Origin of the sequence: Chryseobacterium sp. 1B4, assembly GCF_036631475.1 — a bacterium.
Lineage (GTDB): Bacteria > Bacteroidota > Bacteroidia > Flavobacteriales > Weeksellaceae > Chryseobacterium.
The window spans coordinates 417,902-437,954 of the sequence record NZ_JAPNUF010000007.1; the positions used below are offsets into that span (position 1 = coordinate 417,902).

Consider the following 20,053-nt stretch of genomic DNA (forward strand, 5'->3'; position numbering starts at 1 on the left):
ATAATATATAAATGGAAAATAATGAATAAAAATATCATCTATAAAATCAATGCATTAGGAGGAAATGCGGAGACTAACAATGCTTCTGAAAATTTTGCGGAGAACTGGAAGAATATAAGGTTCAGCAATCATCTTTATCATAAAGACTGGCAGCTGTACGGGATTGATGAATTTTATGAATCCCATAAAGGGCTTTATGACCGGGATAAGCAGAAATTTTTTGAAAATCTGTTGGGACATTATTTTTCTGATCATGATCAGGCATATGGACAGCATTTTTACAAGAAGATCCTGATCAGGCGAATCCGACCGTTTACAGCACAGACCATGAAGTATATTTCCAGGAAATTGAAAACAGGGGAAAACTGGAAGATTTTCTGGATAGATTCATGACCCAAGAAGAGTTCTCAGAAACCGTTACAACATATCTGGAAGAAAAAAGTAAAGAATAAGGGATTCTCAGGCGATTAATACTCTATTTCAGGATTATTATAAAAAGTCCTATAATTTATATTATGTTAAATTGCATAGTATTTTAGTTTCAAAGATTCAAAGCACATCTTAGATTGCATTGTTTTTAAGTTCTTGATTATTGCATCAGGTTTTCAAGTAATAATCAACTCTATTCCTGGTTTTCCTGAATAGCTTTTGTTCATCTATCTGTGTTGATGTTTTTAGAAATGGCGGATTAAGGAATCTTTAAATGGAACCTTAATCCGCCATTTTTGCAAACTGCTGTTAACAGTCGTATTTTCTATTTATTTTTATTTAATTTTTCTAGTTCTGGTAATTCACTTTTGTATTTTTCAACATCCCAAACCAAATCCCAATTTTTAACGTAGTCAGAGATTGGACCTAATCCAACTTCTGTTCTTCTTTTATCCACATTGTCAGGATCAATTAAAGGTAAAACATAGTAAGTTTTATTATTCTGATTGATTCCTATCTGACTTCCGTATATTTGTTTTCTGCCTTCCCGGATTTCTATTCTGTCAATTAACAAAGCTAAAGAACCTGGACTTGCATTTCCTTTTGTTACAGCCTCTTTCATCATCGGCAAATATTTTTTCTGCGTTTCCAGATCTGAATGTTGAATGACAAGAAATAATGCACTGTTGGCTTGTGCGCCTACTTTGTCTTTACCAACCCAGCCTTTTTCATCCAATATTTTCTTTACTTTTATTAAATTAAGCGAGTCTTTCTGCATTGTTATTTTCCAAAGGTCATTCATTTCCTTAGATTGTGGACCGAATTTTTTTGCGTTTCATCCATTTGCATTCTGTATTTTTGGTCTTCCTCAAGAATTGCCAATAATTCAGCCTGCAGGGGTTTGTCATAATTGGCTTCTATTGCCGCTACTTTTTTCTAGCTTTTCAATAGTTTTCCCCCACTCCTTTTTTGAATGTAAATTTTCTAAATCAGTATCAGAATTTAAGTGCTTTAGATTGGTCCAGCCTTTATCTATTGACAGGTTCAGCCATTTAAATGCTTTTTTTGTATTTCCTGCTAAAGCAGATGAGCATGCGCCATTATATAAGTCACTGGGATTTTCGCTTTCAATTTTAAAAGCTTTATCATATACATCAGCTGACATTTTATAATTTTTTGCTCTGTATAATTGGTCGGCCTCACTTATTAATTTTGAATATTCCTGAGCATTAATGCCTGTGAATAAAAATAATAATAACAAAGTATAAATCGTGTTTCTCATTTTTTCTGTATTTAATTCTTAAGTTTTAGATGGTTACATTTTGTTTTCAAATTTACATATTAGGTCGGTTTAATTTATATGACTTAACTCCATTATTTGAAATTATTTAAGTTTATATATATCTTACCTGTTGAACGGATATTCATTAACCCAATGAAATCCTCTTTTTTAACGGGTAATCTTCCTTTTTCTTTCTTATTGTTTTTATTTTCACAGAATCCCGGCCTTTATTTCCTGTAAAAATAATACTATCTTTTTGAACACTGTAATGCAGGTAGGCATATATGTTCTGTTCATATGTTTTGCGAAGCATAAGTGTTTTTTTTCCGGTATCTAAAACACTCTGAAATATTTTAGTACTGTCATTATTAAGAATTATATTTGTCTGCCCCGGATAACTGATTACTATTTTTTTCCAGCCCAGAGAATCATTGCAAGGTATTTTCTGGTTATTGATAATATACTGATCAACAATATATGCCCCTTCCATTGAGACTGCCGGCGGTGTATAAAACAGCGCAGATGAAGAGCTCGATATAAAAAAAGCTATTACAAGCCATTTGAGTGTAGTAAGTGTAATTCTCTTCCATTTTTTGTCGGATGTTCTTTTTTGAAAACGTAATTGCGATGGCTGATGCAGTACAAAAACGATATAAGGCGATGGCATCACCGCTTACAATAAAGACACAAAACAAAACAATATGGCTGGAAAATATTTTTACCGGAACGTCATAAAAGAAATTCAACAGTGCCACATTGATCATCACCGTCATGGAAAAAAGTGCGCCAAAAGTTTTGGTTCTCCTGAAAAGAAGCAAAAGCCCCCCAATAACTTCCAGCAATCCGGAAACAAAGGTATAACCAGTGGAAGCTCCCATCATGGTCCATACCACACCCATTGGCGACATATCTCCAACTCTTTCTTCCAGCCTGCCAATTGTGTTAGCGGGAAACTGCCCGTCGTGAAGTTTTGCAAAACCATACGAAAGCATGACCATAGCAACATAATAGCGTGCGATTACTACCGTAAACCCATGAAAGTCTTTAAATGTTCGCTGTTTTTTATCCGCAAGAAGTATAACGACTGCAGTTATTACAGCCAAGCCTACATTTACAAGCACTACCCAATAATCCAATGTAGTATCGCCACTGCCGGTCATTTCAATATATTTCACCTGCTTTTGGTGAAAAACATTTTTACACAACCACAAAACGCTACTCTTATAGACTCCCCCAAAGGGTGAAAACTGTGAGGTAAAAATAAAAAGGTACACATAAGAAATAACACACAAACGCAGGAAACGTACTACAGCATTATGCTTTCTTTGATTGGAAAAATTGATAGATTTTGTATCCATTTAGTAATATTTATTTTAAGGAAAAGAGTTCTGCATTTAAGCACATAATTTTAGATCATTTTTTGAGATTGATACTCTTTTTAAAAATATTTTAGTTTGCTCCTCTTCTCTTCCCAGAATCTGTTCATGATTGCCTTAGATTCATTATTTGTATTAATCTGGTTTCTCTATGATCTTCACTGATTTCGATTATTTATTCTCTGCATCAAAGCCAAGTTTATTTCTAAATTCGAGAATTAGCTTATAATTTTCTTCAATTGAAATTTCCTTTTTTGATACTGTATTGATGTCTTTACCTTGTTCCGTCCATAAGTAAGGATAAAAGCTGAATACCTGGTCTCCTTTAAGTTTTGCTACATCTTTTTTCCAATTTAGCCATCTGTATCCATTGTAAAATTCATCAAGATTTTTATTAAAGCAAAAATTCAGAAATTCAGTGTAAGTAAGGTCGAGAGGTTCATATTCCAAATTATCAGGAGCCAAATAATAAACTTTTCCTAAATCGCTGCCAAGTCCGCCACCATTCAGAATAAAAATGCCTCCTATTGCATCATCGGCAATTAAAAGATATGGTATTGGCTTTCCATAATCCTCAAATGTTTTTCCTCTGTTCCATTCCGGCAATGACCTGTTTAACTTATCACTACCTGAGCCAAGAATTCTTATCCATCCATTATCAACTAAAATTCCCCTGTCATATAAACAATTGAGCCCATTGGAGATCTTGTGGTGACTTGAGTTTTAAATAAGGCATCCTTTGCTTTTTTTGTATCTACAGACAATATTTCCACTTTATTTTTTGCGGAGTCTATCCATTCTTTTACAAGAATCCAGCCTGGATCTTTTTCATTTATTAATTCATCAACAGAGAGCATTTTTGTTTGTCCGTAAGTTGTTAAGGAGAATAAGGATAATATAATAATTGCTAAATATTTTATCATGCTGTACAGTTTTGCGTAATTACTTTATTTTAATTTGTAAGCAATCCATTATTTTAAATTACCCACTTTTTATATGGTCTTCATTTAGGAAAATATGGTCTAATATTCTTTAGTTCATATTTTTCTTAAATAAGTTTACCGGGTTCATTGGGCGAAAGTGTACTGTTTATTGTAGGAAATTTCTTTGGCATTAATTTTTAGTTTATCATTGGTTATTCTTCTTTAGTTTACACAAATATAACACAGTTATTTGTATTTAGAATTAAAGCTCCAAAATCCGCAGATTTTGGAGCTGAATTTAAAAAGGTAATCTTTCGGCTAATCTGTTATTGCTTGGTAATTTTATTGAAAAAAGTATCACCTTTAAAGATATAGTCTCCTGAAGGATATTCAGTAAGATCGACGGTATTTTTCCCTTTTCTGAACAATATATTTTTAATGAGGTTACCGTTATTATCATATAAATAAACATTTTCATCTGCTGAGGATTCCACATTGATCACTCCTGTCGTTGGATTAGGATAAGCGGAAGTTTTCGTTTTTGGGAAGCTTCTCTTGTTGACAGAAAGCAACCTGAAATATAGGAATCTCCAATAATATTAAACCCTTTGTTGATCAGCTGGGCTCTGGCCAGCATCGCTTGCGGTGTAGAATAAACCAATCCTGCTGCATCTATAGTTCCTGACGTTATTGTTGAGTTCGCCCATGTAGGATTATTATTCAGAGCGATGAGAAAATTGCTGTAATTCGTACATGATAAGCCCACATTTTTAAATCCGAAATAGATTGAATTCCAGCTGAAGTTCTGAAGCTTGGTATTCCACGCAGAAATATCCTGGTCAAAATGCGAAGCACCTGCAAACATATTAAATCCGGCGAAATAATCAACCTTACTTACATCCCAGTTTCCGATGGGCTGATTGAATGATACTGCATTTTCAAACATATGCTCAAAATCTGTTACTTTACCTGTATTCCAGTTATCAAGTGGCTGATTAAATGCTGCCGCATTATAGAATGTATAGCGAAAATTGGTCGCATTTTCTGTATTCCATGAACTTAATGGCTGGTTGAAAGCTATGGCATCTGCAAACATGGAGGAGAAATCAGTTCCGGATGTTGTGTTCCATGCTGAAATATCCTGATTGAAAGAAGAGGCAGAAGAAAACATGCCGCTAAAATTGGTTACTTTTGAGGTATCCCAGTTTCCGATATTCTGATTAAACAGTGTCGCTCCGCTGAACATACCGCTCATGTCCGTAATACGGAATGGATTCCAGTAAGAAAATGAAGTATGGCCTGTCAAAGATGAACAGTTAAGGAACATTTGTGATAAACTGGTTATCTGTGTCAAATCAGGAGTATCTGCAGCCGTTACGTTAAGATTGGGACAGTTGGCGAATGCTCTGTCGAATTGCTGAAGCCATGTCGTATTTCCCCACTGGCTGAGTTCTATGAGTTCCTGATTTCCACCTGGAGGCATGATATCGGTATTGGCCCTGAAACCGTAAAATAATCCGTTACCACTGGATACTTTTAATTCGTAAGTGGCCTGAAGAGGATCTGGATGGAATGATGGGCCAAAATATATGAGTAAAGGTTCATTGCTGCTAGAGGTTACATAATCAAACATCCCGTTATGCTCAGGATATCCTACTTCTTCCCAGTAAATGGTATAATCGGTTCCTGTGCCGCCGAATTTTATTGAATGATCAATGATGCCGTTTGCATTGGGTTTCCAGATGGTAGTAAATTCATTCTGCGCGTAGGAAATGCAAAATAAAAGGAGAAAAATGATTATTAGTTGTTTTTTACACATAATTTAAAAAGTTGTTTTAAGGTTAAAATTGGGTTAAGTAAGACAATTAATTTTCCCGGGATTCTTTATCTTATCTCTGATACAAAGGTACTGGCGCACAGCGACAAAACTCGTCGTGTTATAATTTAATGGCTTGTTTTTTTAAGTTTTTTTTGATGTAAAAACCCTCTGAAAATTACCCGGAAATGGTAATGACACAATTTGTTTTGTAATGCTGATTTTGATAAGAAAGGATGCCATAGAAACATTGGCAAATGCAGACTAAGTAAAGGAAAAAGAGGGTGTTATTCAGATTTACAGATTACAGCAAATACAGACCTGGTTATAACTCTTCATACCTGCCCTGTTGATAATAAGTTGCTGAAATGGTCGGAAATAAAGAAATAAATAGGAATAAATATTCTTAAAGAAATTATGGACTAAGGGCATAAAAAAACCGCTCTGAAAAGAGCGGTAAATTTTTTAATGTCAAATTGTTTGCTGATTAGCAAGTAGAACCGCACTCAAGTAATTTGATGTGGATTACACCGTTAACAACACATTGTGTCTGGCATAAAGCGTTAGTTACAACAGTGCTTACACCGCCTACTACTCCACCTACTGTAGATCCTACGCCAGTTACAACACCACCAACGATAGTACCTACACCGCCTACTACTCCACCAACTACACCTCCTAGTCCACCTAGAAGTCCGCCGATTGGATCTAGTAATCCGTTACCTGAAATAGCTTTTAATTCGTTTCTGTCCAATTTTTTTAAGTTTTTCATAACTATAATTTTATATGATTATTACATCACGAATATATGAATAATATTTATACCATTGCAAATTATTTTAAATAAATTAATTATTTGTTTTTATTGTTTAATATTTCATTAATATATGGTTATTTTAATAAAAATATGATTTTCACTTATATGTGATTGATTTTCTAAATGTTAAAAAACATAATTCAATTTATGAAATTTGGAGTTATTATTTTTGTATTAAATTATATTTATTGTTGTTTATTTTTTAATTCATGTAAAATCATTATTATTCCTCTTAAATAAGGCTTGAGAGGATGGGAAATGAGTCTGTAAACTGCTGCCATTCATTCATTTTGGAGGAGATTGTCAAAATAATAGATAAAATTTGCTCCCTTCTGATAGCAAAACCTACCTGAATCATTGATAACGGAATCAAATTTTGTATTTTTGCTGACATACTTTAATCAATGTCAGTTTTTTCAAATAATATACGCTTTTTAAGAGCCAGAAGAAAGCTCTCCCAACAGAATGTAGCCGATGAATTAATGATTTCAAGAGTACGGTATTCAAAATATGAAAACGGAATATCCGAACCTCCTATCGAGCTGCTGGTAAAAATCTCCAAATATTTTCATGTAAGCATTGATCTTATGCTGTCTGTAGATCTGGAGAAACATCCGGTGGATGAAATGCTGAAACTTCCGGATAACAGGATCGTTCTTCCGGTAGCGGTGGATACTCATGGAAATGATACCATTGAAATTATTCCTCAGAAAGCTTCCATGGGGTATCTGGAGGGATACAGCGATATCGAATACATTGAAAGTCTTCAGCGTATTGCACTTCCTTTTCTTAACAACGGAAAATACAGGGCTTTTCCTGCAGATGGTGATTCTATGCCGCCGTTCAGAAACGGGTCTTATATTGTAGGGAAATATGTAGAGGGCATCAGTGAACTGAAAGAAGGTAAAACCTATGTTTTTGTTACGCTGAATGATGGTATTACTTACAAGCGTTTTAAAGAAAGGAAAGAAAATGCAATCTGTGTAAGTGCTGACAATTCATTTTATGAGCCTTATGATATTCCTTTTGAAGAAGTAGTAGAAATCTGGCAGTATGCTTCAGGAATTTTCCCCGAAGATTTTGAACCGGGTGATTATGAAAACTATAATTTCAAAGAAATGTTCCGGGAACTGAGAAAGGATATCAGAGATCTTGATAAAAAGATCACAGGCCGCCGTCGTAAACAGTCATAAAATCAATATCTATTATAAAAATGCTCCTGGTTTTATACCAGGAGCATTTTTATATAGTACGTTTATGGTATTATAACTCCTCAGAAAGTTCAATCCATACGGGAGCATGGTCGCTGCTTTTCTCCCAACCCCTTACATGACTGTCTACTCCACCGCTTTGTAACCGGGACTGCAGATACGGACTTAATAAAATATGATCCAGCCTTATCCCTGCATTTCTGTCATAAGCTTTGTATAAATAATCCCAGAATGTATAGATTTTTTCGTTCGGATAGAGGCTTCGTATAGAATCCAGCCAGCCTTTTTTCTGAAGATCTTTATATGCTTTTCTTACTTCTGTCCGGTATAATGCATCATTTTCCCAGCGTTCGGGTTTATGGACATCAACAGGCTCCGGAATAATATTAAAATCGCCGATAAGAATGGCAGGAAGTTCCATTTTAATGAGCTGATCGGTTCGTTTTTTAAAACGTTTGAGCCATGATAATTTATAATCAAACTTAGGTCCGGGATAAGGATTTCCGTTAGGAAGATACAGACAGCATACCACTATCTGATCTATAATAGCTTCTATATAACGGCTTTGAATGTCCTCAGGATCACCCGGTAATGACCTTTGCACTTCTGTAATTTCTTTGTTTTTTGCCAGTATGGCCACTCCGTTCCAGCTCTTCTGTCCATTCCAGATGGCCTGATATCCGGCGTTATTGATGTCATGCAAAGGAAAACGTTCCTGAGGTGCTTTTAATTCCTGAAGGCAGACAATATCCGGTGAAGCTTCTTTCAGCCATTTCAATAAAACAGGCAGGCGGCCATTGACTCCGTTTACGTTATAGGTTGCTATTTTCATGATGAAGGTTTTTGGAAAATCAATTTTTTTAATTACGACAATAATTATTCCATCATAAATATCTATTAGGTGGTATTTTATGAAATAATAATCTAAAAAAATAAGTTTTGATGAATAATCTCTGGGCTGTGAGGTAAAAGTTCAATATATTTGTGATACAAGATATAGCTCATTAATACTAAATTCCCCGATGAAAAGATATCCAGCCTTTTTATTAGCATTACTTTTTCCTGTTACAATGTATGGACAGCAGAGTCTCACTGCTGACGAATTGTTTGCTAAAGCCCGTACCACGGCCTTTGAACAGAAAGACTATACAACTTCTATAGCGCTGGCTAAAGAAGCATTGGAAAAAGCGCCGAATTATACGGATATTTCAGTTTTTCTTGGGAGATTATATACATGGAATAAAGATCTGGCTGCGGCGAGAGCTGTATTTGAAGACCTTGGAAAAAGAGGTGTTCAGGATGAAGATTATTTTCTGGCCTACGCCTCATTGGAATACTGGAATGATCAGAATACAAAGGCTATCGAAATTATTGATAAAGGACTTTCCTATCATCCAAAATCTGAAGCACTTTTGCTGCTGAAGGCGAAAGTATATTTTGGGATGGATCATTATGAGGAAGCTGATCAGGCTGTAAAGACTCTTTTATCCATCAATCCTAAAAATACGGAAGCAAGGGCTCTTGCTGTGAGAATAAATGATCTTTCTTCTAAAAATGCGGTTGGAATAGTTTATAATTATTCCCATTTTGACAAACAGTTTGATGACGACTGGCATATTGTGGGAGTAAGCTATAAGAGAGTAACTCCTATTGGTTCTGTGATTCTTCGCGGGAACTATGCCAATAAGTTTGCGCAGGGAGGAACGCAGATTGAGCTGGAAGCTTATCCGAGACTTTCGAAAATGTTTTATCTGTATGTTGGCGGAGGATATTCTGATGATGTCGGTCTTTTCCCGAAATACCGTACCGGAGTTTCCCTGAATGCCAATCTTCCCCACAGCTTTGAAGCTGAACTAGGTTACCGTCAATTGTATTTCAGCAACAGCATCTGGATGTATACTGCTGCTGTAGGGAAATATTATAAAATTTCTGGTTCAATCTGCGTACTTATATTACGCCGGACAGCAAAAATATTTCGCATTCTTATACGGCAACGGTACGATACTATACAAAAGGTGCTCAGGATTATTTTGCTTTTCAGGCCGGAACGGGAATCAGCCCTGAAGAAAATCGTAATAACCTCCTGGAAAATGAAACTTTTAAGCTTAAAACCTTTAAAGTAGGTGCTGAATATAATTTCTCTTACCGCACCAATCTGTTTTCTGTAGGAACCATGTATTATAATCAGGAATTCCGTCCGGGTGAGAAAGGAAATCAGTTTGATATTACTTTGGGCTACACCAGAAAGTTCTAAAACTTTGATTTCATTTTTTTCTTAAAGTTAACCATTACCGAATCAGGCATCAGTTTTTTAGTAGAATAAAACTTTGCATTCATACTTTTATACTGATTGAATCTGCCATTGATTTTAGTCATGGCTGCTGCATCACTGGAAGGATCTTCTTCCAGGTTCTTAAGCGTGAAAAGCTGTCCGTCATGGATATAATACTTTTCAGATACGAAATCAATAAGCTGGTTTTTACTCTGCATCATAGGAATTCCGGCCTTGCTGATTTCAGCATCTGCAGAAAAGCCTCTTCCCACCCATGTCACGGTAGAAGGTGTTTTGATTTGATAATTATTCCTGTAATAGGCCAGAATGGAAGGTGCAATATCAAAATGGCTCACTGTTTTATAAAAACGTTTTGGTTCCTTTAATAAAGGTGAATAGATTAACAAAGGAACATGGTACCTGTCAATTTTAGACTGTAAAGTAATTTCAGGCATACTGTGATCTCCTGTAATGACAAAAATTGTATTGTTATAATCCGGGCGTTTGCTGTAATTTTTGAAGAAACCTTTAATCGCATCATCGGCGTTCAATACTGAAATGAGCTGATCTTTATGAGCGGTTGCCCATTTTTTCTGCTCTGGAGTTAGAATCCCGGAATTAAGCCTTTGATTGTACAACTTTTCATAATAACCTTTATTATTGATTAAAAAAGGATTATGGGTTGAAAGCGTAAGGATCATATTGAAATACGGTTGATTCCATGGTTTTTGCTGCTCCTGCATTTTACCAAAAACGGCCTGGTCTTCATATCCCCAGCTCTCTCCGTTGCTGGCAGGAAGTTTACGGTACGGACTGCTGAATAATGCTTCATCCACAATATGATCTACTCCACTGTATTCCAGAAATTCGCGATACCGGTCGAATGATGTATGGCCTCCATAATAGAACCCTGTTTCAAATCCGTTCGCTTTAAGAATATTGTAAAGATTGAAGTTTTCTGGTGTTTTTTCTATTTCAAGAAATCCGTTTTTCCCGAAAGGAAGTGATCCGGTCAAGGACGGCAATGCTCCGAATGTTCTTCCTGCTGAACTTAAACTGTTTTCCCAATACAAACTTTTATTAGACAGAGAATCAAGGTAAGGAGTAAAGTTACCGATGTATCCTTTGGGCGATGTATACGCATGTCCGAAGCCTTCCATTATAAGGAAAACAAGATTGGGAACCTTCCCGGATCTGTTAAAATATGATCCCAGGAAATCCGGGGTATTTTCTTTTCTCCAGAACGGAAAGTTTTTATCAAGCATTTCCGCATTGGCAGCATAGTCTTCATTTTCGCTTAGCAATTCAGTAAGCTCCGGATGATCACTGATGAAATTATCTTCGTTGGATTTAAAGAAATAAGCCCATTTACTTTTGCTGCATTCTGATTAAACTCACTTTCAGAGCTCAGAATTTTGGATCCTACGATATCGGAAGGAATAAAAAAGGCTGCTAATCCCAATACCATGATTATCAATCCCGGATATATTGTTTTTAAAGCGGTTTTCCCGGCAATCCATAAAGGAATCAGTGAGCCGGCTATTAAAATTCCCAGTAATGCAAAGTTCTTGAAGTTGAGCATTCCGCTGGCCTGTAAGATTTGCTTTATTTCTTCTTTGCTGTAATATAAGACATCTGCCCCCAATACATTACGTGTTTCAGAAAAATACAGGAATAAGATATATTGGGTAACAGCTACAATGAGCAGGGTTACTATCCCCAGAATCCTTGCCCAGCCTTCTTTGATAAAATTGATGATCAGATAAATAAATCCGATACAGAAGGTCAGTCTAAGAGCAAATAAAATATTTTCTGTGAAAAGATGGCCAATGATAGCCGGAGTTTCAAATTTTGGAAAGACATACTTATACCATAATGATTCTGCAACTATGCCAGCCAAAAATAAGGCAAGGAAAATCAATGCCAGTATTCCCCACTTTTTAAGCCCCACCTGAAGAATAGCGTATATTCTTTCTTTCAGAGGTAAATTTTGTGTACTTTGATTAAAGCCTTGTCGGGTCATTTCACCCCAGCCGTGCGATTTTTTAAAATAATCTATAAACCCGTTTACACCCGCTTTCACCACAATAGGATGGAAATAAAAAGGTTCGGAAAAGGCGGTGAAGATTAATCTGAGAAAGTCTTTCCTTTTGGTATAAACCTGATGGCTTACAAGATCCACCAATATAGCATAGATAGAATACAGAAAGCCCATTGAGATCACAAGAGCGAACAGAATTACAAAAAACGGCCAGTTGATAATTCCCAGCAATAAAAAGATGATAAAGATAATATACCCTGAAAATTCGATAAGCGGTCCCAAAAATTCAAAGAAAACCAATACGGAAGACTGATCATTCCTAGTTTTCTGTATTTCGGATTGAACATCAGCTTCCTGTGTTTCCACAGGGTTTCCATCGTTCCGCGCATCCATCTGTTTCTTTGTTTTCTGAGAATATCTTTGGACTCGGGAACTTCTGTCCAGCACAAAGGATCCGGAATGGTAAGCACTTCATAAGGTTCGTTCCTTTCTTCCATGTATTTCCTCATTCTTACCACCAGCTCCATATCTTCTCCCACTGTACTTTTATCATAACCTCCACATGCCAGCACAATTTTTCTGTCAAATACGCCAAAAGCACCGGAGATCAGAATCAGACCGGACGCACGGGACCATGCCATACGACCGAGTACGAAAGCTCGTATGTATTCCAGTGCCTGTGTTCTCCCCAGCAGGGTTTTCGGCATGTTGACACTTACTACTTTTCCGTTTTCAATGACACAGTTATTGGCCAGACGAATTACTCCACCGCAGGCGATGAACTTTTTATCGGTCTGCTCCAGCATGGGTTTTGCCAATTTTAAAATCGAATCCTGCTCCAGAATACAATCCACATCAATGCACACCAGATATTCCCCGGAAGAGATATTGACTCCCACATTTAAAGCATCTGCTTTTCCACCATTTTCTTTATCAACAACAATAAGCTTTTTAAAGGCCGGATTTTTACTTTTATAAACTCCTCTTACGGCATTGGTTTCTATTTTTCCCTGAATGAAATAAGCCACCGATTCCAGTTCATAAGCTTCGATCAGCTTTTGTATGGAATCATCCTTACTTCCGTCGTTTACAATAATAATTTCCAGATTATGATAGTAAAGGGATAACAGGGAACGTACATTTTCCACAATGGTCATGCCTTCATTATAGGCCGGCGCAATAACGCTGAATACCGGGGCATTGGGATTGGCCGCAATGATACTGTAATCTGTAAATGTATTTTCTTTTTTGTAACGCAGCACAGCGCCCAGTGCATATATTCCTATCCACCCATAGATAAGGGTTACTGCTGTTCCGTAAATTAAAAACAGCCAGATAACAACTTCATAGGTGATGTGTGAGAATTCTAACATACTTTTTCCTGTAATGCGTATTTAATGATTTGAATTAATTCTTCAGAAGAAGTTTCCTTCTGTAATACTTCTGCCAGATACTCATGCTTTTCAAGTGCACATAAAGCTTCTGCGGCATACACTTTCAATCCTGAATCACTGCCATTCAATAACTGATCTTTCAGAAAATCCGTACTGCGCTGGTCTTTTGACTTTTTCATGACTTTAAGGATCTCTTTCTGAACTTCAACCGGCTGGTGCGGATAGATTTCTATAAGATGGGCAATCGTAGAGGAGTTTTCCAGTGATAATAAAGTCTGTACCGCCTGTATCCGTATTTCAGGAGAAGAATGGTTCAGCAGATTAATAACAGAAGGATAAAGCGATAATATCTGAAATTTCCTTAACAGTTTAAGGGTGAAAATAACTACAGAATCATTAGATCTTTCCATCCAGCTTTTAATATGATCTCCTGAGTTATCAGGAATCTGAGTAATTGAAATTAGTAAACGAAGCTGCTGCCATTCTGATATGGTGGATGTAATGCTGCTCAGGAAATGAAGGCCTTCAAATCCTTTAAAGTGAACCATTGCATATTGTGCTTCCTGATATACCTGAGCTGAAGGATGGCTTAAAAATGGAGCTATTTTAGGCAATGCTTCTTCTACATTCATAGCGGTAAGTTCCTGTATCCCTCTTGCAATTAAGTGCACTTTTTTTGACAGAGCTTTTTTAACGCTTCTTCCTGAAGTCCATATTTCCGGAATAAATCTTTCAGTTTGTTTTGAGCTGCTCCGGAAAATTTCTTCTCGGATTCTGCCAGCTTCTGAAGGAACAAATTTCTGAATATAGAACTGCCTGATGCTGACGAGAAATTATCATCCGGAGACATTTCGTCTTCACCATATACAATCACTTCTGAGATTCTTTTATTGATTACTTCTGACCATCTGAAAGCCTGCACGGATTCTCTGTACTGGTAAAAACTGTAGATCAGCACTGCAATAATCAGCAGTAGAACCAGAGACAGCATCCCCAGAAAAACAAGAAAAAGAAAATGTACAGAAGTGGTGAGAAACATGGTTATCGTTTATTTTGAAGAAAATCTTTTTATTCTTAGTATCAATTCATTGGGACTGAATGGTTTTACAATAAAATCCGCTGCTCCGAGGTCAAAAGCATTCAGTACCACTTCTTCTGTCCCATGCTGGAAAGCATGATCACCGGGATCTGCTTGCCCATGGTTTTAATAGCTGAAAGTATTTCAATTCCGGAAGCAAACGGCATCATAATATCTGTGATGGCCAGGTCTACATCTTTTGTTTTAAGGGTTTCTATAGCGTCTTTTCCGTTACGGGTAAGAATCACTTCGTGCCCTTCTTTTAATAATTTGTGCTCAATCGTTTTTAGAATCAGTTCGTCGTCTTCGGCGATTAGAATCAGCATAATTTTATTTTTTTATTGTATTAAATTTTTAATGAATTGTAATCCTGTTGTGATCTCCCGGATAATTTCTTTTTCCATGGAGGTAAAATCCATGCCAGGTTCTGTTTTCTTTTCCCAGTCAGCTGTACGTTCAGTAAGTTTTATCAATCCTGCCGTTCCTGCCGTTCCTTTAAGCTTGTGAAGGATCATTTTCAGGGCTGTGCTGTCTTTTTCTGCAGTGCTTTTTCTGATATTTTCTTCAGCCTGAGTAAGTTCCTGTATCACAAGGTTCAGAAATATTTTTTTGAAATCTTCATCATCATCACCCATATGTTCATTCAGAAGTTTTATATCAAAATATTTTTCCTTATCTGATGATTCTTCCGAAGGAATGTCATTTTCATTAAGAATGTATTTTTCCAGTATTGCCAGCAGATCTGCCTGTCTTAAAGGCTTAGGCAGGAAGTCATTCATCCCGGAATCCATACACTTTTCTTTTTCTCCCAGTACATTTCCTGCAGTCACACCAATAATCGGAACACCGGCATACTCCGGAAGTAACCGGATTTGTTTCGTTGCTTCAATACCGTCCATTACCGGCATCTGAACATCCATTAAAATGATATCAAATATTTTTCTTTACACTGCTCCAATGCCTGAAGACCATCAGTAGCTTCTGTGAGCTGTGCATCAGGGATTAATGAACGTACCATTTTATTATTCAGCACCATATTCACAGGATTGTCATCTACAAGTAAAACCTTAGCAGACTGCATTAACTTTGGTGCTTTTGTTTCCGGCTGCGTGTTACTGTTTATCTCTTTTTCAGTATTTTTTACAGCAAGCTTCAGCGTTTTATAAAGCTCTTCAGATTTGATCGGTTTTAACAGGAAGAACGAATTGTTTTCCTGGCGGAAAGAATTGATCACGTCATGCTCTTCAGAAGAGGTATGAAGAATAATCAGAGGAGATGATTCATTTTGTTTATCAAACAACTCCCTGATTTTTTCTATGGTTTCCAGTCCTGAAATGACCGGCATATGATAGTCCATCAGAATCACATCAAAACGTTCTCCTGCAAGCAGTATCTGAAGGGCTTCCATTCCGTTGGCGGCAAGCTTTGAGTCCACATTTTTATAAGCGAGCATATGCTGAATAATGATCCTGTTGGCCTCATTATCGTCTACAATCAGTACCTTGTTTATCTTCAGATCTTCATCTTCCTGGCGTTCAGACATCTCGTAAGGAACCTGGATGTCAAAATAGAATGTAGATCCTTTATGAAGCTCACTTACCAATGACAGACTGCTTCCCATATAGTTCAGGATATTGTTGGAAATGGTCAATCCAAGGCCGGTTCCTCCGTACTTTTTGCTGATAGAGCTGTTTTCCTGGGTGAAAGCATTGAAAATATGCTTTTGTTTTTCTTTAGGAATACCAATTCCGGTGTCTCTTACAGAAAATCTCAGGGTAATATTTTTACTCTCAATACTCAGTTTTTCTACTTTAAGTTCTATTTCCCCTTCCTGGGTAAACTTCACGGCATTTCCAAGAAGATTGATCAGAATCTGTTTGAGTCTCGATTCATCCAGCCAGATGGTTTCGGGAAGTCCCGGTTCTATATTTAAAAGTAATTCTATATTCTTTTTCTGAGACTGATAAAGGATTACATTGATTACCTGGCTGACAATATCATATACATTGGCTTTTTCAATGGAAAGATCCATTTTTCCGGATTCTATTTTGGAGAAATCAAGGATATCATTGATAATGTTCAATAGATTTTCACCGGATTCATTAATATAATTAAGATACTGAGTCTGTATTTCGTTCAATGGTGTCTTTAACAGAAGATCCGAGAAACCGATAACACCATTTAACGGAGTCCGGATTTCATGGCTCATATTAGCCAGAAATTCTGACTTCGCCCTGCTGGCAATGTCTGCCATTTTCTTGGCATTTTTAAGTTCCTTATTGATCTTCACAGAAGCTGTAATATTCTGTGCAGAAACAATAATCCCACCAATAACATTGCTGGAAAGATACCAGGGAGTAACCTCCACATTATAATGCTGAATAGATTCCTTGCCGGGAATTTCTATCGCCATATCTTCATTCTTGTAGGCTTTTCCTGCCAGGGCATCCCGGTATATTTTTATTCTTTCATCGGGTACATCCGGAGAAATCTTAAACATGTTCTCCCCGATGAGCCTGATGTCGTTCATCTGGAATTCATCTTTCCAGCTGCTGCTTACTGACAGATAATTAAGATCCTTGTCAAACATGGCTACCGTAGCAGGAACATAGGCAACAAATGCCTGAAGCATAGCCTCTTTTCTGGCCAGTTCGAGGTAAACTTTTTTGAAGTTGTCAATATCCTGTATGATTCCGTAGACTCTGGTACATACTCCTCCTTCAAATTCCGGTATTCCTTTTACCCTTACCCAGATCATGACGCCGTCATTTCTTATCAGCTGTAATTCTTCATCGTAGGGAACGCCTTCTTTCACAGCTCTCTCGAATAAGGATTCCAGCTTTTCCCGGCTGTTTTCACTGTAGAAGCCCAGCGCATTCTCAAAATCCGGCTGGAAATTTTTATCTATTTTATGAATTTCTCTGGTAGACTGTGACCAGATTACAGTGTTGTTTTTGAGATTGACTTCCCAGCCTCCCACCTGGGCAACGGCACTGGTCTGTTCCAGCATCTTTTTGGTATGAACCAGATCTTTTTCCAGGGTCACTCTTTCGGTAACATTCAGTGCGGTACTGACTACGTACGGTTTTCCTTCCTTATTGATCTCCACAAGGTTATGGTACATCCATATTACTTCATCACCTCTTTTTGTTTTCAGGATCATGGTCCCGAAATCTTCACGGTTTTTGTTGATGCGCTCCAGATATTGTTCAAGAAGATACCAGTTTTTTCAGGAACCAGGTCTTTTAAATTCAGATCTTCCACCTCTTCGGCAGAATATTGAAGAGTTTCTCTTCCTTTTTCATTGACGGCGATGATATTTCCTTCCATATCATGCATACTCATCAGTCCTATTGCATTTTCGAAGAAGCTTCTGAAACGGCGTTCGGAGCTTTCCAGTTTTAGTTTTTCTTCAATACGCTGGGTAATATTGATTCCGAAGCAAAAAATATCTGAATGGCTCTGGTTCAGTTTTAAATACCATTCAACAATAATGGTTTGGGTATCACTGATATTGGTAGAAGTGGTAAAAGTAACCTCTTCATCCGTATCAGGAAGATTTTTAGAGAGCAATTGCAGCTGGGAATTATGACTGCCTACCAGGTCAAGGAAATTCTGATTAAGAACCTGGCTTTTATTTATTTGAAATGCGTTTTCAAAAGCAGGGTTAATGTCTTTCAGGAAAAAATCTTTGTCCAGCACACAGATCAGGTTATTTGAAATGCTGAAGGTTTGCTGAAAATATTCGGCCTGGATGTTTTTCCGTTTCCCCATCAGAAGTTTCGTGACCGCTTCCCCTATTTTTTTAGGGTAGAGATCTGGTCTTCCGTAATAGTTTTAGGCTTATAATCAATTACGCAAAGCGTTCCCAATGCAAATCCTTCGTCATCTAACAGGGGTACTCCTGCATAAAACCGGATTCCGCCTGCCAGTATGAGTGGATTATCAGAAGATCTTTCATCCAGTAAAGTGTCATTAATGACTACGATATCCCCACTTGCGATAGAATACTGACATACTGTATTTTTCCTGTCTACAAAATCCAGGGCAATCCCTACACAGCTCTGAATGGTTTGGGTTTCGCTTTCCATCATGGCAATAAGCGCTGCCGGGCAGTCGGTCACCAGACACGCTGTTTCTGCAAAAACGTCCAACTGGGGATCTTTTTCCAGGTTTAAAAGATCAAAAAACTCCAGTTTTCTCATTCGGTCTTCTTCATTCGCAGGAATTGGGTACTTCTTCATATGTTATTTCAACGGTTAGAGATTTTTCTTTTTTGATTATTAAAAAATGATAATCAAGTCCTTAAAGTTTATATTTTTAATATTTTTAAGTGCTTTAAATTATTATTTTAATAAGTAAAGCAAAATACGAAATAATTTTGTATTCCGTTGCAGTTAATTTGTTAATAAAGGAATATGCATGGTTATTTTAAAAGATTTAAAGAAATTTTAAAGATATAAAGAAGTAATAAACAATATAAAATAAAAAGTACCACATGTGATCATATGGTACTCAGTGTTTGAATCAGGATGAAAAGTAATGCTTTAACAGTGTTTTTTAAGGCCTGACGATTGATTTTAAAGTCCATTTCCGGATGAGCCCGGAAATGGACACACCACTTATCATCATCCAAATCACAACTATACTATGAACAGAGAGGCAATAGTCTGTGCATCGCTGCCGCTTAAAATCTCATCATAAGCTGCAGAACCGGCTGCAGCTCCAAATAAGGTTCCTGTATTGAAACCCGCCTGATTGGTATTATCTTCTCCTGCATAAACAGGATTGGTTGCAGAAGGCATACTTCCCCCATCGGCAAGCTCTATCCATCCTTTGTTTGCTCGCATTCTTCTTACCTGCGAAGCATGTCTGGCTTCTACAGAATGAATCTGTAAGGCTGCCTGAAGCACAACCTTATTGGACATTACATTTCCTGCCTGTCCTTTATATGCCCTTACTCCCGTATCTTCAAAGGCCTGAGCAAGAATCAGAAACTGATTATAATCTGTAAAAGGAGTAAAATTTCCCCCAGCGGTAAAATCAAAAGTCGGTTTGTTTCCCGGAGTCGTTCCTAAGGAAGTCAGTGTACTTTTCAGAAAACCTACATGAGCAGATTCATGCTTTGAGATCTGCATAAAAACGGTCCTGTCTGCATTCGGAATAAGTCCCGGTGTAGACAATCCTATGCTGTAATATTCATTTTCAAGGTATTCCAGCACCAATGCCAGCTGCAATGCATCTGTGAGGGTACTTTTTAAAGCCATACCTGTAAATGCTGTTTTTGAGGTTTCTGCTTTAGCCGGAGTTGCCATCAGTGCACCCAGTCCAAGCGGAACTGCTGCTACTGCTGCTTTTTTCCGAATAGAGACATATTGGTAATGGCCTCAAGTCTTGATGCTTCCGTTGTGAAA

The 20,053-nt window shown here is 37.2% G+C and carries 20 protein-coding genes and 2 pseudogenes; 3 read left to right on the top strand and 19 right to left on the bottom strand.

Features of this window, described 5'->3' with window-relative positions:
* Positions 1-21 precede the first annotated feature (21 nt).
* On the top strand, positions 22-393 hold the full coding sequence (locus tag OWR28_RS11385) for a hypothetical protein (RefSeq protein ID WP_332386695.1): 372 nt from the start codon (positions 22-24) through the stop codon (positions 391-393).
* Between the two features lie 361 nt (positions 394-754).
* Here OWR28_RS11385 and OWR28_RS11390 read toward each other — a convergent pair whose 3' ends face one another.
* The 7 genes and pseudogenes from OWR28_RS11390 to OWR28_RS11420 form a co-directional block, all read right to left on the bottom strand.
* Positions 755-1,231: a DUF6624 domain-containing protein gene (locus OWR28_RS11390; RefSeq protein ID WP_332386696.1), complete on the bottom strand. Its 477-nt coding sequence runs from the start codon at positions 1,229-1,231 to the stop codon at positions 755-757.
* 102 nt (positions 1,232-1,333) lie between these two features.
* Complete coding sequence (locus tag OWR28_RS11395) at positions 1,334-1,711, bottom strand: TPR end-of-group domain-containing protein (protein ID WP_332386697.1); 378 nt, start codon at positions 1,709-1,711, stop codon at positions 1,334-1,336.
* A 467-nt stretch (positions 1,712-2,178) separates the two neighbouring features.
* Positions 2,179-3,069: a hypothetical protein gene (locus tag OWR28_RS11400; protein WP_332386698.1), complete on the bottom strand. Its 891-nt coding sequence runs from the start codon at positions 3,067-3,069 to the stop codon at positions 2,179-2,181.
* 189 nt (positions 3,070-3,258) lie between these two features.
* Positions 3,259-4,010 (bottom strand): annotated as a pseudogene (locus OWR28_RS11405) (DUF2625 domain-containing protein).
* A gap of 326 nt (positions 4,011-4,336) precedes the next feature.
* Positions 4,337-4,513 (bottom strand): T9SS type A sorting domain-containing protein, encoded by a 177-nt coding sequence (locus tag OWR28_RS11410; RefSeq protein WP_332386700.1) that lies wholly within the window; start codon positions 4,511-4,513, stop codon positions 4,337-4,339.
* On the bottom strand, positions 4,510-5,829 hold the full coding sequence (locus tag OWR28_RS11415; protein ID WP_332386701.1) for a BspA family leucine-rich repeat surface protein: 1,320 nt from the start codon (positions 5,827-5,829) through the stop codon (positions 4,510-4,512). Before OWR28_RS11415 ends, OWR28_RS11410 begins: the two co-directional genes overlap by 4 nt.
* Positions 5,830-6,313: 484 nt before the next feature.
* Positions 6,314-6,598, bottom strand: a complete 285-nt coding sequence (locus OWR28_RS11420; protein WP_002979306.1) for a bacteriocin-like protein — start codon at positions 6,596-6,598, stop codon at positions 6,314-6,316.
* 449 nt (positions 6,599-7,047) lie between these two features.
* Between OWR28_RS11420 and OWR28_RS11425 the strand changes: the two genes are divergently transcribed.
* Entirely contained in the window at positions 7,048-7,836 is a 789-nt protein-coding gene (locus tag OWR28_RS11425; protein WP_332386702.1) for a LexA family transcriptional regulator, read from the top strand.
* A gap of 70 nt (positions 7,837-7,906) precedes the next feature.
* On the opposite strand, the gene xth is transcribed toward OWR28_RS11425, so the two are convergent.
* On the bottom strand, positions 7,907-8,686 hold the full coding sequence (xth, locus tag OWR28_RS11430) for an exodeoxyribonuclease III (protein ID WP_332386703.1): 780 nt from the start codon (positions 8,684-8,686) through the stop codon (positions 7,907-7,909).
* 238 nt (positions 8,687-8,924) lie between these two features.
* Between xth and OWR28_RS11435 the strand changes: the two are divergent.
* Positions 8,925-10,108, top strand: a pseudogene (locus tag OWR28_RS11435) (YaiO family outer membrane beta-barrel protein).
* On the opposite strand, the gene OWR28_RS11440 reads toward OWR28_RS11435, so the two are convergent.
* The 11 genes from OWR28_RS11440 to OWR28_RS11490 all read right to left on the bottom strand — a co-directional run bounded on the left by OWR28_RS11440 (position 10,105) and on the right by OWR28_RS11490 (position 19,954).
* Positions 10,105-11,430 (bottom strand): sulfatase-like hydrolase/transferase, encoded by a 1,326-nt coding sequence (locus tag OWR28_RS11440; RefSeq protein WP_332386704.1) that lies wholly within the window; start codon positions 11,428-11,430, stop codon positions 10,105-10,107. The pseudogene OWR28_RS11435 and the gene OWR28_RS11440 sit on opposite strands and share 4 nt — an antisense overlap.
* On the bottom strand, positions 11,424-12,398 hold the full coding sequence (locus tag OWR28_RS11445) for a hypothetical protein (RefSeq protein ID WP_332386705.1): 975 nt from the start codon (positions 12,396-12,398) through the stop codon (positions 11,424-11,426). Before OWR28_RS11445 ends, OWR28_RS11440 begins: the two co-directional genes overlap by 7 nt.
* Positions 12,365-13,540, bottom strand: a complete 1,176-nt coding sequence (locus tag OWR28_RS11450; RefSeq protein ID WP_332386706.1) for a glycosyltransferase family 2 protein — start codon at positions 13,538-13,540, stop codon at positions 12,365-12,367. The genes OWR28_RS11445 and OWR28_RS11450 overlap by 34 nt, the downstream gene beginning before the upstream one ends.
* Complete coding sequence (locus OWR28_RS11455; RefSeq protein WP_332386707.1) at positions 13,534-14,232, bottom strand: HEAT repeat domain-containing protein; 699 nt, start codon at positions 14,230-14,232, stop codon at positions 13,534-13,536. Before OWR28_RS11455 ends, OWR28_RS11450 begins: the two co-directional genes overlap by 7 nt.
* Positions 14,223-14,600 carry a hypothetical protein gene (locus tag OWR28_RS11460; RefSeq protein WP_332386708.1) on the bottom strand — a complete coding sequence of 126 codons (378 nt, stop codon included), beginning with the start codon at positions 14,598-14,600 and terminating at the stop codon, positions 14,223-14,225. Before OWR28_RS11460 ends, OWR28_RS11455 begins: the two co-directional genes overlap by 10 nt.
* 101 nt (positions 14,601-14,701) lie before the next feature.
* Entirely contained in the window at positions 14,702-14,965 is a 264-nt protein-coding gene (locus tag OWR28_RS11465; protein ID WP_332386709.1) for a response regulator, read from the bottom strand.
* Between the two features lie 12 nt (positions 14,966-14,977).
* Entirely contained in the window at positions 14,978-15,559 is a 582-nt protein-coding gene (locus tag OWR28_RS11470) for a response regulator (RefSeq protein WP_332386710.1), read from the bottom strand.
* Positions 15,559-17,802: an ATP-binding protein gene (locus tag OWR28_RS11475; RefSeq protein WP_332386711.1), complete on the bottom strand. Its 2,244-nt coding sequence runs from the start codon at positions 17,800-17,802 to the stop codon at positions 15,559-15,561. The genes OWR28_RS11470 and OWR28_RS11475 overlap by 1 nt, the downstream gene beginning before the upstream one ends.
* The gene (locus OWR28_RS11480; protein ID WP_332386712.1) at positions 17,799-18,413 is read right to left on the bottom strand and encodes a PAS domain S-box protein; all 615 of its coding nucleotides are present in this window, start codon (positions 18,411-18,413) and stop codon (positions 17,799-17,801) included. Before OWR28_RS11480 ends, OWR28_RS11475 begins: the two co-directional genes overlap by 4 nt.
* Before the next feature lie 23 nt (positions 18,414-18,436).
* On the bottom strand, positions 18,437-18,883 hold the full coding sequence (locus tag OWR28_RS11485; protein ID WP_332386713.1) for a GAF domain-containing protein: 447 nt from the start codon (positions 18,881-18,883) through the stop codon (positions 18,437-18,439).
* Positions 18,884-19,282: 399 nt separating this feature from the next.
* On the bottom strand, positions 19,283-19,954 hold the full coding sequence (locus OWR28_RS11490; RefSeq protein ID WP_332386714.1) for a ferritin-like domain-containing protein: 672 nt from the start codon (positions 19,952-19,954) through the stop codon (positions 19,283-19,285).
* Between the last annotated feature and the right edge of the window lie 99 nt (positions 19,955-20,053).

Excerpts from the sequence above, each read along its gene's own strand:
- OWR28_RS11385 (WP_332386695.1), top strand. The coding sequence starts at position 22 with ATGAATAAAAATATCATCTATAAAATCAATGCATTAGGAGGAAATGCG.
- OWR28_RS11390 (WP_332386696.1), bottom strand. The coding sequence starts at position 1,231 with ATGAATGACCTTTGGAAAATAACAATGCAGAAAGACTCGCTTAATTTA.
- OWR28_RS11395 (WP_332386697.1), bottom strand. The coding sequence starts at position 1,711 with ATGAGAAACACGATTTATACTTTGTTATTATTATTTTTATTCACAGGC.
- OWR28_RS11400 (WP_332386698.1), bottom strand. The coding sequence starts at position 3,069 with ATGGATACAAAATCTATCAATTTTTCCAATCAAAGAAAGCATAATGCT.
- OWR28_RS11415 (WP_332386701.1), bottom strand. The coding sequence starts at position 5,829 with ATGTGTAAAAAACAACTAATAATCATTTTTCTCCTTTTATTTTGCATT.
- OWR28_RS11420 (WP_002979306.1), bottom strand. The coding sequence starts at position 6,598 with ATGAAAAACTTAAAAAAATTGGACAGAAACGAATTAAAAGCTATTTCA.
- OWR28_RS11425 (WP_332386702.1), top strand. The coding sequence starts at position 7,048 with ATGTCAGTTTTTTCAAATAATATACGCTTTTTAAGAGCCAGAAGAAAG.
- xth (WP_332386703.1), bottom strand. The coding sequence starts at position 8,686 with ATGAAAATAGCAACCTATAACGTAAACGGAGTCAATGGCCGCCTGCCT.
- OWR28_RS11450 (WP_332386706.1), bottom strand. The coding sequence starts at position 13,540 with ATGTTAGAATTCTCACACATCACCTATGAAGTTGTTATCTGGCTGTTT.
- OWR28_RS11460 (WP_332386708.1), bottom strand. The coding sequence starts at position 14,600 with ATGTTTCTCACCACTTCTGTACATTTTCTTTTTCTTGTTTTTCTGGGG.
- OWR28_RS11465 (WP_332386709.1), bottom strand. The coding sequence starts at position 14,965 with ATGCTGATTCTAATCGCCGAAGACGACGAACTGATTCTAAAAACGATT.
- OWR28_RS11470 (WP_332386710.1), bottom strand. The coding sequence starts at position 15,559 with ATGGATGTTCAGATGCCGGTAATGGACGGTATTGAAGCAACGAAACAA.
- OWR28_RS11475 (WP_332386711.1), bottom strand. The coding sequence starts at position 17,802 with ATGATCCTGAAAACAAAAAGAGGTGATGAAGTAATATGGATGTACCAT.
- OWR28_RS11480 (WP_332386712.1), bottom strand. The coding sequence starts at position 18,413 with ATGGGGAAACGGAAAAACATCCAGGCCGAATATTTTCAGCAAACCTTC.
- OWR28_RS11485 (WP_332386713.1), bottom strand. The coding sequence starts at position 18,883 with ATGAAGAAGTACCCAATTCCTGCGAATGAAGAAGACCGAATGAGAAAA.
- OWR28_RS11490 (WP_332386714.1), bottom strand. The coding sequence starts at position 19,954 with ATGGCAACTCCGGCTAAAGCAGAAACCTCAAAAACAGCATTTACAGGT.